The sequence below is a fragment of the Streptomyces canus genome, from assembly GCF_041435015.1.
GTDB lineage: Bacteria > Actinomycetota > Actinomycetes > Streptomycetales > Streptomycetaceae > Streptomyces > Streptomyces canus_G.
In genome coordinates, this window is sequence record NZ_CP107989.1 from 9,660,011 (window position 1) to 9,675,677 (window position 15,667).

General features: G+C 70.3%; 15 protein-coding genes and 1 pseudogene. 10 read left to right on the forward strand and 6 right to left on the reverse strand.

Features of this window, described 5'->3' with window-relative positions; translation table 11 throughout:
* Positions 1 to 25: 25 nt before the first annotated feature.
* The 3 genes from OG841_RS43990 to OG841_RS44000 form a co-directional block, all read right to left on the reverse strand.
* Positions 26 to 745 (reverse strand): helix-turn-helix transcriptional regulator, encoded by a 720-nt coding sequence (locus tag OG841_RS43990; RefSeq protein ID WP_371569950.1) that lies wholly within the window; start codon positions 743 to 745, stop codon positions 26 to 28.
* Positions 746 to 755: 10 nt separating this feature from the next.
* Positions 756 to 1,691 carry an alpha/beta hydrolase gene (locus OG841_RS43995; protein WP_328643440.1) on the reverse strand — a complete coding sequence of 312 codons (936 nt, stop codon included), beginning with the start codon at positions 1,689 to 1,691 and terminating at the stop codon, positions 756 to 758.
* A 189-nt stretch (positions 1,692 to 1,880) separates the two neighbouring features.
* Positions 1,881 to 2,459, reverse strand: a complete 579-nt coding sequence (locus OG841_RS44000; protein ID WP_328636239.1) for a TetR/AcrR family transcriptional regulator — start codon at positions 2,457 to 2,459, stop codon at positions 1,881 to 1,883.
* Positions 2,460 to 2,619: 160 nt separating this feature from the next.
* Here OG841_RS44000 and OG841_RS44005 point away from each other — a divergent pair, with 160 nt between their 5' ends.
* Positions 2,620 to 3,639, forward strand: coding sequence for an aldo/keto reductase (locus OG841_RS44005; protein ID WP_328636238.1), 1,020 nt, complete (start codon positions 2,620 to 2,622; stop codon positions 3,637 to 3,639).
* A 40-nt stretch (positions 3,640 to 3,679) separates the two neighbouring features.
* On the forward strand, positions 3,680 to 4,555 hold the full coding sequence (locus OG841_RS44010) for an LLM class flavin-dependent oxidoreductase (RefSeq protein WP_371569952.1): 876 nt from the start codon (positions 3,680 to 3,682) through the stop codon (positions 4,553 to 4,555).
* A 4-nt stretch (positions 4,556 to 4,559) separates the two neighbouring features.
* On the opposite strand, the gene OG841_RS44015 is transcribed toward OG841_RS44010, so the two are convergent.
* Together OG841_RS44015 and OG841_RS44020 are read right to left on the reverse strand one after the other, a co-directional pair.
* Positions 4,560 to 5,468: a glycoside hydrolase family 16 protein gene (locus tag OG841_RS44015; RefSeq protein WP_371569954.1), complete on the reverse strand. Its 909-nt coding sequence runs from the start codon at positions 5,466 to 5,468 to the stop codon at positions 4,560 to 4,562.
* A 175-nt stretch (positions 5,469 to 5,643) separates the two neighbouring features.
* Positions 5,644 to 5,961 (reverse strand): hypothetical protein, encoded by a 318-nt coding sequence (locus OG841_RS44020; protein ID WP_328636235.1) that lies wholly within the window; start codon positions 5,959 to 5,961, stop codon positions 5,644 to 5,646.
* Between the two features lie 373 nt (positions 5,962 to 6,334).
* Between OG841_RS44020 and OG841_RS44025 the strand changes: the two genes are divergently transcribed.
* The 6 genes and pseudogenes from OG841_RS44025 (at position 6,335) to OG841_RS44050 (ending at position 11,532) form a co-directional block, all read left to right on the forward strand.
* Entirely contained in the window at positions 6,335 to 7,555 is a 1,221-nt protein-coding gene (locus tag OG841_RS44025) for a PP2C family protein-serine/threonine phosphatase (RefSeq protein ID WP_371569956.1), read from the forward strand.
* A 42-nt stretch (positions 7,556 to 7,597) separates the two neighbouring features.
* Positions 7,598 to 9,208 carry a sensor histidine kinase gene (locus tag OG841_RS44030; protein WP_371571006.1) on the forward strand — a complete coding sequence of 537 codons (1,611 nt, stop codon included), beginning with the start codon at positions 7,598 to 7,600 and terminating at the stop codon, positions 9,206 to 9,208.
* Positions 9,205 to 9,651 (forward strand): response regulator, encoded by a 447-nt coding sequence (locus OG841_RS44035; RefSeq protein WP_371569958.1) that lies wholly within the window; start codon positions 9,205 to 9,207, stop codon positions 9,649 to 9,651. Before OG841_RS44030 ends, OG841_RS44035 begins: the two co-directional genes overlap by 4 nt.
* Positions 9,545 to 10,042 (forward strand): annotated as a pseudogene (locus OG841_RS44040) (erythromycin esterase family protein); the annotation flags it as partial. The gene OG841_RS44035 and the pseudogene OG841_RS44040, both read left to right, overlap by 107 nt.
* Positions 10,043 to 10,241: 199 nt before the next feature.
* Positions 10,242 to 11,015 carry a chitosanase gene (locus OG841_RS44045; RefSeq protein ID WP_371571008.1) on the forward strand — a complete coding sequence of 258 codons (774 nt, stop codon included), beginning with the start codon at positions 10,242 to 10,244 and terminating at the stop codon, positions 11,013 to 11,015.
* Between the two features lie 52 nt (positions 11,016 to 11,067).
* Positions 11,068 to 11,532, forward strand: a complete 465-nt coding sequence (locus tag OG841_RS44050; protein WP_328636233.1) for a hypothetical protein — start codon at positions 11,068 to 11,070, stop codon at positions 11,530 to 11,532.
* A gap of 57 nt (positions 11,533 to 11,589) precedes the next feature.
* On the opposite strand, the gene OG841_RS44055 is transcribed toward OG841_RS44050, so the two are convergent.
* Positions 11,590 to 12,153 (reverse strand): hypothetical protein, encoded by a 564-nt coding sequence (locus OG841_RS44055; RefSeq protein WP_328636232.1) that lies wholly within the window; start codon positions 12,151 to 12,153, stop codon positions 11,590 to 11,592.
* 507 nt (positions 12,154 to 12,660) lie between these two features.
* Between OG841_RS44055 and OG841_RS44060 the strand changes: the two genes are divergently transcribed.
* Positions 12,661 to 14,379, forward strand: a complete 1,719-nt coding sequence (locus OG841_RS44060; protein ID WP_371569960.1) for a SpoIIE family protein phosphatase — start codon at positions 12,661 to 12,663, stop codon at positions 14,377 to 14,379.
* Positions 14,380 to 14,531: 152 nt separating this feature from the next.
* Positions 14,532 to 15,653 (forward strand): DUF475 domain-containing protein, encoded by a 1,122-nt coding sequence (locus OG841_RS44065; protein WP_328636230.1) that lies wholly within the window; start codon positions 14,532 to 14,534, stop codon positions 15,651 to 15,653.
* Positions 15,654 to 15,667 lie beyond the last annotated feature (14 nt).

Consider the following 15,667-nt stretch of genomic DNA (forward strand, 5'->3'; position numbering starts at 1 on the left):
CGCAGGCAGGCCACCACCACGTCTCTCAAGGCGGAGGCATCAGTGAGGCCAACGTGGCCGGCGGCGCGGCGTCCGCCGCAGCCGAGCCCCGCAGCAGCGCGGACAGGTCGTGCGGCTTGGCCTGCTCATCAGTGGGGGCCGCCGCTGTGATGCGGTCCAGCCGGAAGCCCCGGCCCGCCTGTCGTGTGCGGCACCAGGCGATGAGATACCACCGTCCGTCCGCCGTGAGCAGCCCGGCCGGCTCCACCGCGCGGTCGCTTCGGCGTCCTGCGGCGTCGACGTAGGACAGGCGTAGGACCGTCTGGGTGGTGAGGGCTTGTTCCACCGCGGCGCGGACCGCAGAGTCGGCAGGCGTCGGCAACGACACGATCCGTGCGGCCAGTTGTTGTGCCGCCGCCGAGGCTCGGCCGGCCATCGAGGCCGCGATTTTCAGGCCTGCCGTGCGGGCCGCCCCGGCGTACGGGGTGGAGACGTCGACTGCGGCCAGCGCGACCGCCAGCGCCGAGGCCTCCTCGGCGGTGAAGTGGATCGGGGGCAGGGTCATCCCCGGGTCGATCGCCCAGCCCCCGCCCCGCCCGACCGTGGCGTGTACCGGGACACCTGCCTCCATCAGCGCCTGGAGGTCACGCTGCACCGTACGCGTGCTCACTTCGAAACGTACCGCGAGCGCGGCGACCGTCAGCGGCCGCGGCGCCGCCGCGCGCAACTCTTCCACCAGCGCATAGAGCCGGGCAGTGCGATTCACGTGGGCGACGCTACCGTCCCGTCGTGGACAAGAAGTCCCGCTCGCGCCGTAGTTCCCGCTCGGTGACGGTCAGCGGGAACAGTGTGAAACCGTGCATGGCTCCGGCAACGACCTCAAGCTGCACCGACGCCCCCGCCGCCTGCCACCGCCGGGCCAGGAACAACGAGTCGTCCAGCAGAGGATCTTCGGTGCCTACGACGATCCGGGCCGTCGGCAGGCCGGCAAGGTCGGCGAACAGCGGGGAAACCTCGGGGTCACGGCGCTGCTCCGCCCCGATGCCCGGTGTGAACAGCTCGTACGTACGCCGCAGGGTGTCGGTGTTGCTCAACAGCCGCCTGGAGCCGAACGACCGCTGGCTCGGTGTCATCGACAGGTCGTAGGGCCCGAAGAGCAGGTGGGCCGCCCGAAACGCGCCGATGACGCCGTGCCGGTCTCGAAGTCGCAGCAGCGTTACCACGCTCAGGTGGGCTCCGGCCGACTCACCGCCGATCAGTAGCCGTTCGGTCCCGAACTCGGCCGCGGCGTGCTTCACCAGCCACCGGGCAGCCGCTTCGCAGTCGTCGGGCCCTGCCGGGAAGGGGTGTTCCGGCGCGAGTCGGTAGTCCACGCTCACCACCGCCAGCCGAGCCCGCTCGGCGAGCAGCCACAGCCTCTCGTCCTGCCCGTCCGCAGAACCGAAGGCCCAGCCGCCTCCGTGGAAGTGCAGATACACGCCGTCGACGCGATCCGGCACGAAGACCCGCACCTTGACATCGCCCTCAACGACACGGTCTTGGCCGTACGGCAGTCTCGTCGGCGGCGTGTCGCCACCAAGTCGGTTACGCCGCAACGTGGCCAGCAGGTCCGCGCCCGGTGTTCCTTCGCGCGCCGGTCGGCTCGCTGCGGTCGCCTCGAACTGTGCGTTGAAGGCCAGGGTCTCGGCGAGGCAGTCCTCATCGGTGATCATCACGCACCCACGGTCACACCCGTCCGCGACAACCCCCTGTCACCTTTTCCTGGTGAGCCGCGTCACACCCTGGCGCCCGGGGTGCCGACGCCCCTCGGCTGCGGCTCACGCGCAGGGTGCCGAGACGGCTCCGGGCTCGGCGACGAGGAGCGCGGCCCGACCGACGCGAACTCGCCCCGCCGGGCAGCGTCAGCCCCGCAGACGCAGACCCGTGATGAGGATCCCGACCAGCCGCCGCGGGTCGTAGTCGGGATCGCTGTCCGCACCGATGCAGAGGTTGCCGACCCCGCGCATCAGCTCGTACGCCCGGACGCCGGAGCGGATCTCGCCGGCCGCGGCCGCGGCGTCGAGCAACTGGGTGCACACGGGCACGAGGCGGTCGAGGAAGTAGGCGTGCAGCGTGTCGAAGCCGGAGTTGTCGGACTGCAGGACGCCCGCGAGCCCGTGCTTGGTGACCAGGAAGTCGACGAAGAGGCTGATCCACTGCTCCAGCGCGGCATGCGCCGTCGTGCTGCTCGCCAGCAGGGCGGGACCGGCCTCGGCGCAGGCGTCGACCTGGTGCCGGTAGACGGCGATGATCAGGTCCGACCGGGTGGGGAAGTGCCGGTAGATCGTGCCCAGCCCGACACCGGCCTCGGCGGCGATGTCACGCACCGGTGCCTCCACGCCCTTGGTGACGAACACCGCGGCGGCCGCGTCGAGCAGGGTCTCCTTGTTGCGCCGGGCGTCTTTCCGGCGTGGGGCCGCACGCTCCGAGTCGTCGTTCACCGTGCCGTTTCCTCCGTCTCCTTGCAAAAACGGAACCGTGTTCCGTATTGTTTCCGGAACGAGGTTCCGTTTGCTCATGATGGCAGAGCGGAGCCCCGGCGACCAAGCCGTGCCCTGCCATCCCATGCCGCACGGCTGCACCCGTCACGGAGGAACATTCATGCAGTACCGCACATTGGGCCGCACCGGTGTCCAGGTCAGCGCCCTCGCGCTCGGCGCGATGAACTTCGGCAGCATCGGCCGCACCACCCAGGACGAGGCCACCGCGATCGTCGACGCCGCTCTCGAGGCCGGCATCAACGTCATCGACACCGCCGACAGGTACGGCGACGGCGAGTCGGAGGAAATGGTCGGCAAGGCCGTCGCCGGCCGCCGCGACGACATCGTGCTGGCCACCAAGGCCGGCATGCCCATCGGGGACGAGCGCAACCACCAGGGCAGTTCACGCCGCTGGCTGGTCACCGAACTGGACGCGAGCCTGCGCCGCCTCGGCGTCGACCACGTCGACCTGTACCAGATCCACCGCTGGGACCCGACCACCGGTGACGAGGAGACCCTGTCGGCCCTCACCGACCTGCAACGCGCCGGAAAGATCCGCTACTTCGGCTCCTCCACCTTCCCCGCCCACCGCATCGTGCAGGCCCAGTGGGCCGCCCACGAACACCGCCTGAGCCGTTACGTCACCGAACAGCCCAGCTACTCCATCCTCCAGCGCGGCATAGAGACCCACGTCCTGCCCGTCACCCAGGAGTACGGGCTCGGCGTGCTGGTATGGAGCCCGCTGGCCTCGGGCTGGCTGTCGGGCGCGATCCGCGCGGGCCGCGACATCACCACCCACCGCTCGGCATTCCTGCCCGCGCGATTCGACACCGCGATCCCCGCCAACCGGGCCCGGCTCGACGCCGTCGAGCGACTCGCCGCGGTCGCCGACGAGGCGGGCCTCACGCTCATCCAGCTCGCACTCGGCTTCGTGACCGCGCACCCCGGCGTGACCAGCGCCCTCGTCGGCCCCCGTACGGTCGACCACCTGCGCGCCCAACTCGCCGCCGCGGACACCGTCCTGACCGACGACGTGCTCGACGCGATCGACGAGATCGTCGCCCCCGGCACCGACCTGGCCCCGGACGAGAAGCACGACGCCCCGCCCGCGCTCCTCGACCCGTCACTGCGTCGCCGCTGACCGCCGGGGGAGACCCCAGGACGAAAGGAACCCACCGTCCATGCCGCACCGACCCCCGCCCAGCTTCGGGATCATGACCGCGCCCATGCAGGTCGACTACCACGACATCCTGCGCGTCTGGCGCGAGGCGGACACCATCCCCGCCATCGAGCACGCCTGGCTCTTCGACCACCTCATGCCGATCGGCGGCGATCCGGACGGCCCGGCCTACGAAGGCTGGACCCTCCTCGCGGCCCTGGCCGCCCAGACCCGACGCCTACGGCTCGGAGTCATGGTGACCAGCAACCGCTTCCGGCCGCCCGCGATGCTGGCCAAGATCGCCACCACCGTCGACGTGGTCTCCGGCGGCCGGCTCGACTTCGGCATCGGCGTCGGCTCCCGCCCCGACCATCCCCTGGCCCGGCGCGAGTACGAAGCCCACGGCCTGCCCTTCCACGACTCCGCGCACGCGGTCAGCAGCCTCGCCGAAGCCTGCACGCTGATCAAGCGCCTGTGGACCGAGGAGAAACCCTTCGACCACCACGGCACCCACCACCACCTCACCGGAGCCTTCGGCAACCCCCAACCGGTCCAGCGCCCCCACCCGCCGATCCTCATCGGCGGACGCTCGGCCGCGACCCTGCGCATCGCGGCCGAACACGCCGACCTGTGGAACATCCCCGGCGGCGACATCGAGGACGTCAGTCGCCGCAGTGCCCTGCTCGACCGCTACTGCGGGGAGATCGGCCGGGACCCGGCCGAGATCACCCGCTCGATCCACGTACCGGTCTCCTACGACCGCCCGGGCGCCACCCGTGACGCGATCACCGAAGCGATCGACGCGGGCTTCACCCACCTGGTCCTCGGCCTGCCGTCGCCCTACCCCGCGCGCGTCGCCCGGTGGGTCACCGAAGAACTCATCAACCCATCGACCTGACCCGTCACTTCCAGCCGTACGCATACGCCGCGACCCACGTGATGTCGAGCTGTGCGCTGCTTCCCGGTGCCGCCCCCGGGCCCTCCAGAGCGCTTTCGTTCTGGAGCACCCAGGACAGGGGCCGGTCCGGCACGTCACGGGTGTCATGACCCGTCTGCCGGCCGTCGACGAAGAACCGGACGTGGCCCGGAGTCCACTCGGTGGACACGGTGTGCCACCGCGTCCAGTCGTCGCTTCCCGGGAAGTAGCCCTGCTCACCGCCACCGCAGGGATGGTGGAAGGAGCTGAGGGAGCCGGTCCACTCGCCTTCGGGGTGGTCCATTTCGCAGCCTCCGCCGTAGTGCAGCCACGCGGACTTGTAGCCGGGCGCGAGTTTCGTGACCTTGATGCGCGCGCTGTACTTGCCGTACTTCATCTGCATCACCGCGCGCGGCACCAGCGCCGCTGCATGCACAGGTCCGCCGTCGGCGGGTCGCCACATCCGGACGGACATCCTTCCGTCGCCGTTCGCCGCGGGACCGACGCTCACGGTGTCCTCCGGGTGGTAGACCCCCACCACATCCCGTCCCCGGCCGGCGGCCGTGTCGGGCCAACCGGTCGGATACGCCCACCAGTTGTCGCGGTACGTCCCCTTCAGGCCTGCGCAGTAGGCCGCGGAGGTGTCGACGTCGTGCTCGCAGTCGCTGAAGGAGCCCAGTGGCACCCGGTCGCCGTTGAAGTCCTCGGCGAGGACCTGCCAGAAGGGCCCGCAGTCCCCGCGGGGCAGGTGCGCGGCGGTGGTGCCGCAGGCGTCGGCCGGAGCGGGTGCCCCATCGGCCCGGGGAAGGCCCAGCAGGCCGCCTCCCACGAGCAGGAGGCTCGAGACCATCACCAGGATGCGCTTGTGGTGGTGCGGCGCTGCGTGTGAACCCATCCCGAGGCTCCTTCAGGCGGCCGACGTCGTCCGCCCTCGCCCCGCGGGGTACCGAAGAGGCCATGGACCGCGGTGGGCGGACCGCACTGACGCGAAGGAACATCCTCGCCCGCCGGACTCCACGGCGCCATCCCCCGGACAGGCCGCGAACCGGACGGCCGCTCCGGCGCCTGACTCAGAACTCGCTGTCGATGCCGGTCACGACCGCCGGGCCCAACGGCGAGTCCTCCTCGGCCAGGCCGCTGTCACGCAGGGCCCGGGAAACCAGCCGTACCGCTTCGGCCTCGGCATGCGACCGGTCGGCGGCCTCGACCTCGACCCGGGCGGCGAACATGCCGTCCTCCTCCACGGTCAGCACATTCAGCTCCTCGCTCTCCCCGAGATCCGTGTTCCTGGGGTCCTGAGGCCGGAGCCTTCGCCCGATGTCGGAGCAGACGCTGTCGGGGACTCCTCGCAGGAACGTGCCGGGGACGGTGATGACGTAGGTGGTCACGGCGACTCCTTTCTGCCGTCCTACCCGGTTCCCCGTGAGGCCGATCGGAACCGAAGGCCCGGGGAAGGGCCGCAGATGTGGAGAAGGTGTGTCGCGGAAGGTCGCTTTCCGGAACTGCCCCTGCATGGTGACGCCGGTCGGGGGTACACGCGGCCAGGACGACTGCAATCTCGGGATGGGCGGACGATGACGTCGGTGAAGGCTGACACAGGCAGGGCACTGCCACAGGCGGAGGACCCCGCGCGGTGCAGCGATCGGCTCTGTTGCCTTCTCCGCGACGTGTGAAGATCGGATCGTCGCTCTGACTACGCTCCCATCGTTGTACTGGACAACGTCTGGAGGCACACGACACGTATGGGAGGTCGGGACCGCAGTGATCTCGGGGACTGGGGCTGCCGAGTTGGTATCGGCGACGGCAGCCGGTGCCGAGACGGCGTGGGAGCACTGGGAGCCTTCGGTTCTCCTCGTGGAGGACGATCCCGGCGACGCGCTGCTCGTGGAGGAACTGGTCGCCGACGGTGCCGTGAAGATGCGGCTGCGCTGGGTGCGGTCGATGACCGAGGCAGCCGAGGTGCTCGCCACCGAGACGCCCGACTGTGTCCTGCTCGACCTGCACCTGCCGGACGCTCATGGACTTGAACTGGTCTCCTTGGTCCAGGGACTGGCCGAGCAGGTCGCCATCGTGGTCCTCACCGGGCTCGCCGAGGAGCAGACCGGCCTCGCCGCGGTCGCGGCCGGCGCACAGGACTACCTGGTCAAGGGCCGGGTGGAGCCCGAGCTGTTCGGGCGGGCGGTGCGCTACGCGATCCAGCGCAAGCAGACCGAGCAGGCGGCGGTGGCCCTGCAGGCCGGCGCGCTCCAGGCACAGGAGAACGCCCGCCTGGAACGGGGACTGCTGCCCCGCCCCCTCCTGCGCGCCGAGGGCGTCCAGGTCGTGGCCCGCTATCGGCCCGGACGCGCGCAGACACTGCTGGGCGGTGACTTCTACGACATCGTCCAGAGCGCCGACGGCACCCTCCACGCCCTCATCGGGGACGTCTCCGGGCACGGCCCGGACGAAGCGGCCCTGGGAGTCGCCCTGCGGATCGCCTGGCGCACCCTCGTCCTCAGCGGCATCACCGGCGCGCAGCAGATGGCCCGGCTCGAGGAGCTGCTGATGGCCGAACGGGCGCGGGACGAGGTCTTCGCGACCCTCGTCACGCTGGCCGCCGTCCCGGGAGAGCAGCAGGCCCACGTCGTACGAGCCGGTCATCACGGCCTGCTCCAGCGCACCGGAACGGATGTGGAGTGGGTGGAGGTGCCCGGCGGACCGGCCCTGGGCATGGTCCCCGGCGGCGCGAGATGGCCGACCGCACAACTGCCGGTTCCGGCGGGAGCGTCGGTGGTGCTCTTCACCGACGGCCTCTTCGAGGGGCATGTGAGCCGTGGCCCGGAACGCCTCGGCGAGGAGGGGCTGCTGGCCCTCGCCCGAGAGGGCGCCGCGCTGGACGCCGAGGCGTTCGTGGACCGGCTGATCGAGAAGGCCGAGAGCCTCGCCGAGGCGCGGGGCGGCCTCGCCGACGATGTGGCCGTCGTCCATCTGAACTGGAACTGAGTGAGCGGGAGCGTGGTGTCGGAGCACATGGCGAGGCGAGGAATGGGCGCGGCGTGGATCGGACGCCGGCTCACGGTGCAGGGCTGGTTCTTCCTGGTTCTGGCCGTCATGACGCTGCTGGTGGTGGTCGGCAGCGTGGTCGGCGCCACCCTGCTCGGCCGGACGGCAGAGGTCGGCGACCAGCTGCTGCGCCGCATCCAGCCCGCCCAGACCGAGGCGTACCGGCTGCAGGCGGCGCAGGTCAACCAGGAGACGGGCATCCGCGGCTACGCGATCGCCGCCGACCGGCAGTTCCTCGACCCGTACACCCAGGGCAAACAGGACGAGGCGGCCTCGGCCGCCCGGCTGCACGAGTTCATCGGCGACCGGCCCGGACTGGTGGCGGACCTCAAGGCGATCGAAAGCCAGGCGGCCGACTGGCGCCGCACCTACGCCGAACCCCTCGCGGTCTCGGTCACCCCCGGCCGGCCGAAGCCGCTGGACCAGCTGAAGGCCGATCAGGGCAAGAAGGAGTTCGACCGGCTGCGCACCTTGTGGAACAAGCAGAACACCGACCTGGCGAAGGCGGTGGAGGACGGCCGCTCCCACCTCGCCCATGAGCGGAAGGTGCGTGACTCGGTCCTGGCCGGCATGGTCGCGGCCTTCCTGTTCTCCGGTGTCGCCTGCGCCGTCCTGGTCCGGGTCCTGGTGACCCGTCCCCTGGAGGCGCTGGGCACGGCGTCGAGGCGGGTGGCGGGTGGCGACTTCGCGTACGTCATCACCGGCGGCGGCCCGGCCGATCTGATCGCGGTGGCCAACGCGGTCGAGGGCATGCGCTGGCATGTCGTGGCCGAACTCGAGGCCTCCCGTGAGCAGGAGCAGGAGCTGAGCAGGCAGGCCGCCGACCTGGACGCCCAGGCCGAGGAACTGCGCCGCTCCAACGCCGAACTGGAGCAGTTCGCCTACGTCGCCTCCCACGATCTGCAGGAGCCGCTGCGCAAGGTCGCCTCCTTCTGCCAGCTGCTGGAGAAGCGTTACGGCGACACGCTCGACGATCGCGGCCGGCAGTACGTGGACTTCGCGGTCGACGGGGCCCGGCGCATGCAGGTCCTCATCAACGACCTGCTCACCTTCTCCCGGGTCGGACGCGTCAACGACGCCCGGGTGCCGGTCGGGCTCGACCAGGCCCTGGACAAGGCGCTGGCCAACCTCGGGACGGCCGTCGAGGAGTCCGGCGCCCGCGTCGACCGCCCGGAACAGCTGCCCGAGGTCGTCGGGGACCCCACCCTGCTGGCCATGCTCTGGCAGAACCTGGTCGGCAACGCCCTCAAGTTCCGCGACCCCGACCGCCCTCCGCACGTGTCCATCACCTGCGGAACCGATCCTGACGACCCCGGCAGCCTGCTGATTGCCGTCACGGACAACGGCATCGGCATTCCGGAGCCGTTCAGGGAGAAGGTCTTCATCATCTTTCAGCGGCTGCACGGACGGGACGCCTACGGTGGCACCGGAATCGGTCTGGCACTGTGCAAGAAGATCGTGGAACAACATGGAGGCAGGATCTGGATCGACACCGTCCACACGGACGGCACCCGCTTCTGCTTCACTCTCCCGTCCATCACCGAAAGCCCGGAGGCATCCGGTATCGGCACCGAGGAAAAGGCCCTGACATGACCAGCCCCGCCGCCAACCCCATCGACGTGCTCCTCGTCGAGGACGACCCCGGGGACGAGTTGATGACGCGTGAGGCCTTCGAGGACAACAAGATCGGCAACACGCTCCATGTGGTCCGGGACGGCGAGGAAGCACTGGACTTCCTCTACCGACGCGGCGACCACACGGACGCACCGCAGCCCGACCTGATCCTCCTCGACCTCAACCTCCCCAAGTACGACGGCCGTCAGGTCCTGGAGGAGATCAAGTCCGACCCGGAGCTGTCCCACATCCCCGTCGTCGTCCTCACCACCTCCTCGGCCGAGGAGGACATCCTGCGCAGCTACAAGCTCCACGCGAACGCCTATGTCACCAAGCCGGTGGACCTGGACCAGTTCATCGCGGCGGTCCGCCAGATCGACGACTTCTTCGTCCAGGTCGTCCGACTGCCACGCCACTTCTGAGTCCACGGCCGGGGTCTCATCCGCGTTCGCGGAGGTGATGGCCCACAACCTCCTCGCCGTCGCCGCCCGGGGCCCGGCACTCGTCCACGCCCACAACTCCCCTCTCCAGCGGGAGAAGAGCTCGATGCGGACGTGGGAGGGGCGGGTGGGGTGGTGGAGCGCCGGTGCGCTGGTGAGCGCCCGGCTCGGCGCGGAGTACGCCTTCGCGGCCACGGCTCTCGGCACGATCCGGCACCGGGGAGTGGACACACCGCCCGCGCCCCGTGAGTCCCCCTGGTTCGGCTACGCCCCGCTCGATCCGGTCCACTTGGCCGCCGGTGACGGCCTGGTGTTCGTCAAGGACGTTCTGCGGAGCCAGCTGGTCCCACCTTCGACCGGCTGCTCGAACTGACGTCTTACCGAGCATCATTCGTTCGAACCTACGAAGTTCCGCGCAGTGGGTTACTGATCGCGCCTCGCACTGGTAGGAAACATTCCTAACAATCAGGTCTGGACCAACTCTCCACCCCCCACCTCCACTTGGAGCCTCCGTGGAACCTGACACAGTGCCCCCGGCCGCCCACACCTCGCGCCGCACCCTCCTCGCTCTGATGGGAGCGGCGACCTGCGGCGCCCTGTTCGGCCCCTCGCGCGCCGCGGCAGCACCCGCGGCCGCGGCGGGCCTCGACGACCCCGCGAAGAAGGAGATCGCCATGAAGCTGGTGTCGAGCGCGGAGAACTCCTCGCTCGACTGGAAGGCGCAGTACAAGTACATAGAGGACATAGGTGACGGCCGCGGCTACACCGCCGGCATCATCGGCTTCTGCTCCGGCACCGGAGACATGCTCGACCTCGTCGAGCTGTACACCGACCGCAAACCCGGCAACGTCCTCGCCAGGTATCTGCCGGCACTGCGCCGCGTCGACGGCAGCGACTCGCACGACGGCCTGGACCCGAACTTCCCCGGCGACTGGCGCAAGGCCGCCCGGGACGCGGCGTTCCAGCAGGCGCAGAACGACGAACGCGACCGCGTCTACTTCAACCCCGCCGTCAGGCAGGGCAAGGCGGACGGCCTGCGCGTGCTCGGTCAGTTCGCCTACTACGACGCCATCGTCATGCACGGGGACGGCGGCGACGCGACCAGCTTCAGCAGCATCCGCCGCCGGGCCCTGCGCCAGGCCAAGCCCCCGGCGCAGGGCGGCGACGAAACGACGTACCTGAACGCCTTCCTCGACGCACGCGTCTGGGCGATGAAGCAGGAGGAGGCGCACAGCGACACGAGCCGGGTCGACACCGCCCAACGCGTCTTCCTGCGTCAGGGCAACTTCGACCTGAACCCGCCACTGGACTGGAAGGTCTACGGGGACAGCTACCACATCGGCTGAGACAGGTGAGGTGACGGCCCGGTGTCACAGCACCGGGCCGTTTCGGCAGAGCGTGTTTGCCGTCGAAGCGAGCGGTAACGCGTTGTCCATGAGTGAATCGAACGAGAAGACGAACCAAGATTCCGTGAGCACGCAGGCCACGGCGGCGAAGGCCCGCCGTACCACGGCGAAGGCCACCGCCCCGGCGTCCAAGGCGGCGAAGAAGACGGCCGCCAAGACGGATGACGCTGCGTCAGCGGGCAAGGAGGCGGCGCAGCGGACGGCCAGGACGGCGAGTGGGGCCGCGCACACCGCCGCCAAGAGCGTCGAGTCCGGTCGCCAGACCGTCATCGCCGCCTCGGGGCAGGCCGCGGCCGTCGCCAAGACGGCCTGGACGGTGATAGCCCAGCGAAAGCTCATCGCCGCGGGTGTGGGTGCCGGCCTGACCGCGCTGACCGCGACGTCGTACGCAGCCGGCCGACGCGCCGGGCGGCACGTGCACGGTCCGATCACCCGCTTGACCGGCGGACGGATCTGACGGGTCACAGGCAGACGCGGAGACGTCCCTTCGCGGCAGGGGCGTACCGACTGATGGTCACGGCCTCTGCGACAGCAGGTCGTTGAGACGTGCGCCCGCCGCCCACCGTCGCAGAGCGGACCCGTCGAGCAGGCGGATCGTCTCCTCCCTCCGAGCCCATCGGATGTCCCGGGCGGTGAAGACACCGCGATGGATGACCAGGCGCAGGGGTGATTCCCGGTCCCCGCGGTGCGGGTGAGGATGCGGCGCGTCCTCGTCGGGGAGGGGTTCCGCCACCGGCCGGAAGGCCACGTCGATCCGACGGCCGGCCGCGTCCCGGGCGCACAGACGCGGCCGGTCCGGTGCGGGCATCAGCCGCACCCGCCACCCGTCCCGGCGCAGCATCCGCGCCACCGCCAACGCGAGTCCCTGGGTGTCGAGTTCGAGCAGCTCGTCCGCGGTGTAGTAGCCGATCCGCCGACGAGCGCCAGGGCGTCCGTGCCGTATCACGGCCGTGACCACCAGGACCAGGAACGCCACACCGACGACAGGGGCGACGATCCCGGCAACGCGGTATCCCGCGGCGAGCACGGCGGCCACCGCGCACACGGCTGCCACGACACCGGCGAAAGCGGGCAGCACGTCGCGGAACCTGGGCCCGTAGCGCCCCTGAGCCCGCAGCGCGCGCACCACATGGTGCCTCTGTGATCGGCGTGACGGGACGAGGCCGGACGTCCACGATAGGCGTGCCACAGCCCAGCCCTCCCCATGCCGCCTGTCTCCACCCGTGACTTCACGGATACCCAGTGCGCGGCCAAGTGCCTTGAAAGCAGGGGGGATTCGGCCACGCGTACCCGGCGCACGGAAGCGTCAGGGGGCGCGAAGGTGTCGTGACTCCCCCTTCTCCACACTTGTCGCGAGCGCACACGCGCCGGGCGCACGCCAGGCAGACGCCACCGGTCACGTGGAGGATCCCGGCGGTGACACAGGTCGCTTCCGCCCGCCCGGCCCTGCCGACCCGGTTGCGAGGTCTCGCTCACAGACGAGGCTGGATACATGGGTGCCGGGGCACACGGGAAGGGCAGTACCGCCGAACGAAATGCCACCGACGGGCAAAGGGCGGCGGGCGACCAGCGAGGAGAGGAAGACATGACAGGCGCGGAGGACGCGGCGACCCCCGGGAGACGAGCCACGGCCATGCCCGCGGCGGGGCTCACCGGGGCCCTGGAGGCCATCGGGACCGCGGCGTACGTCGTGGACGAGGAAGGCCGCGTCATCGCCGTCAACGCCCACGCCGAACGCCTGCTGGTCCGGCCCGCCGAGGAGTTCCTCGGCCGCGACGCGCACGACCTGCTGCACCGGGACGCCCACGGCCACCCCCTGCCGAGGAGCCGGTGCGATATGCGGCAGGCCTTCCACGCCGGGCGCACGGCCCAAACCGAGGGGGACCACTTCGAGCGCGGGGACGGCTCCTTGCTGCCCGTGTCATGGCTGATCACGCCGTACGTCGTGGACGGCCGGAAAGCCGGCACGCTCGTGCTCGTCCACGCCCAGCGCCCGCCGGAGCCCGCCAGACGACCGGAGACGGCGGCCAACGCGCTGCCGGAACTCGAGCGGCTCGCACTGCTGGCCGAGACCACCACCCGCCTCACGTCCACGCTCGACATCGAGGAGACGCTCCGCCGGCTGCTGGACCTGGTGGTGCCCAGGCTGGCGGACTGGGCCGTCGTCGATCTGATCACCGAGCGCGACGAGGTGTGGCGCACCGCCGTCGTCCACGCGGAGAACGACACCCTGGTGCACCACGAGGACCTCCAGGGACCGATGCCGCCGGTCCCGGAGGATTCGCCGATGCCCCTGTCCAGAGCCCTGCGCGGGGTCGCCTCGACGCTGGCCGGCCCGCAGACCTACCAGCAGGAACCGGATTCCGGTATCGCGGTGGAACAGCACCGGCTGTTCGAGGCCACCGGCATCCGCTCCGCCGCCATCGCCCCCATCCGCAGCACACGCGCGGTCCTGGGCGCACTGACCCTGGGCCGCGCCAAGGATCCGGTGAACTTCACCACCGCCGATCTCCCCCTGATAGAGGACATCGCCCGCCGTGCCGGACTGGCCCTGGACAACGCGCGTCTGTACCAGCGTCAGCGCAAGGTCGCCGAGACCATGCAGAACCACCTGCTGCCCCAGATGCCGCGGGTGCCCGGACTGCAGATGACGGCCCGCTACCTGCCCGCCCCCGATGCCTCACAGGTCGGCGGCGACTGGTACGACGCCTTCTCCCTCTCCGACGGCGCCACCGCACTGGCGGTCGGAGACGTCGTCGGCCACGACCTGGAGGCAGCGGCCGGCATGGCACAACTGCGCAACATGCTCCGCGCCTACGCCTGGGCCCACCAGGAACCGCCGAGCCGGATCGTCGCCCGGCTCGACGAGGCGGTCATGCACATCACCGACGTCACCATGGCCACCACGATCTTCGCCCGGATCGAGGAGCGGGACGACGGCCACTGGGAGCTGTCCTGGACCAACGCCGGCCACCCGCCACCCCTCCTGATCAGCCACGACGGCCTGGCCCGCTACCTGACCGACGGGCACGGCATCCTCCTGGGCACCGGAGTCCGTACACCCCGTACCGACGCGACCGCCCCGCTGCCGCCCGGCTCCACCCTGCTGCTGTACACCGACGGCCTGATCGAGGCGCCCGGCCAAACCCTCGACGAGGGCCTGCAGCGCCTGCGCAGACACGCCGCCGCCCTCGCCCACCGCCCGCTGGCCTCCTTCACCGACCAGGTGCTGCGCCGGGTCCGGCACGTCACCAACGACGACGACGTCGCCCTCCTCGCCGTACGAGCACCCAGCCGAACATGATCGGGGCAGCCGGTCCGACACCCGCCAGGGAGCCCGCGCCGGCACCCCGCGCCACCGCGGTGACGGACGACCGTGATAGACAACGCCCGTGACCCCACGGGCCATTTGCGCCCGCCACCCGGGCGACCGCCCGATGACAGGACTTGGTGCCAGTGATTTTGAAGACCTTTCGGTGGGCGTTCGCGGTCACCGCGCTCGGCCTGGCCGCAGGAGTGCTGTACGACGGCTGGGCCGCGTTCGGCATCGTGGCGATCCTGGCCGTGCTGGAGATCTCGCTGTCGTTCGACAACGCGGTGGTCAACGCCGGAATCCTGAAGAAGATGAACGCCTTCTGGCAGCGCATCTTCCTCACGGTCGGCGTACTGATCGCCGTGTTCGGCATGCGGCTGGTCTTCCCGGTCGTGATCGTCGCCATCACAGCGAAGCTCAATCCGTACGACGCGGTCCAGCTGGCCGTGACCGACAAGGACCGTTACCAGCAGCTGGTGACCGACGCGCATCCGGCGATCGCCGCGTTCGGTGGCATGTTCCTGCTGATGATCTTCCTGGACTTCATCTTCGAGGACCGGGACATCAAGTGGCTGGCCTGGCTGGAGCGGCCGCTCGCCAAGCTCGGCAAGGTCGACATGCTGTCGGTCTGCATCGCGCTGGTCGTCCTGCTGGTCACCGCGTTCACCTTCGCGACCCACGCCCACCAGCACGGCGGTGCACACGCCGACAAGGCCCAGACCGTCCTGATCTCCGGCATCGCGGGTCTGATCACCTACATGGTCGTCGGCGGTCTCTCCGGCTACTTCGAGAACAAACTCGAAGAGGAGGAGGAACGCGAGGAAGAAGCCGAACGCTCCGGCGGGACCCGATCGCCGGTCAAGCTGGCAGGTCAGGCGGCGTTCTTCATGTTCCTCTATCTCGAGGTTCTCGACGCCTCGTTCTCCTTCGACGGCGTGATCGGCGCGTTCGCCATCACCAACGACATCGTCCTGATGGCGCTGGGCCTCGGCATCGGCGCGATGTACGTCCGGTCCCTGACCGTGTACCTGGTCCGCCAGGGCACCCTCGACGACTACGTCTACCTGGAGCACGGCGCCCACTACGCGATCGGCGCCCTCGCGGTGATCCTCATGGTCACCATCCAGTACCAGATCAACGAGATCATCACCGGTCTCGTCGGTGTCCTCCTGATCGGCTGGTCCTTCTGGTCCTCCGTGCGCCGCAACAAGGCGCTCTCGGCGGCCGAGGGGGAGACGGAGACGGACTCGGTCCCGGTGCCGTAGGCCCGGACGGTCCG

What these genes read in the sequence shown, in the direction of transcription:
- OG841_RS44060 (WP_371569960.1), top strand. Translation starts at nt 12,661, where the DNA reads ATGACAGGCGCGGAGGACGCGGCGACCCCCGGGAGACGAGCCACGGCC.
- OG841_RS44035 (WP_371569958.1), top strand. Translation starts at nt 9,205, where the DNA reads ATGACCAGCCCCGCCGCCAACCCCATCGACGTGCTCCTCGTCGAGGAC.
- OG841_RS44005 (WP_328636238.1), top strand. Translation starts at nt 2,620, where the DNA reads ATGCAGTACCGCACATTGGGCCGCACCGGTGTCCAGGTCAGCGCCCTC.
- OG841_RS44010 (WP_371569952.1), top strand. Translation starts at nt 3,680, where the DNA reads ATGCCGCACCGACCCCCGCCCAGCTTCGGGATCATGACCGCGCCCATG.
- OG841_RS44045 (WP_371571008.1), top strand. Translation starts at nt 10,242, where the DNA reads ATGGGAGCGGCGACCTGCGGCGCCCTGTTCGGCCCCTCGCGCGCCGCG.
- OG841_RS44030 (WP_371571006.1), top strand. Translation starts at nt 7,598, where the DNA reads ATGGGCGCGGCGTGGATCGGACGCCGGCTCACGGTGCAGGGCTGGTTC.
- OG841_RS43995 (WP_328643440.1), bottom strand. Translation starts at nt 1,691, where the DNA reads ATGATCACCGATGAGGACTGCCTCGCCGAGACCCTGGCCTTCAACGCA.
- OG841_RS44015 (WP_371569954.1), bottom strand. Translation starts at nt 5,468, where the DNA reads ATGGGTTCACACGCAGCGCCGCACCACCACAAGCGCATCCTGGTGATG.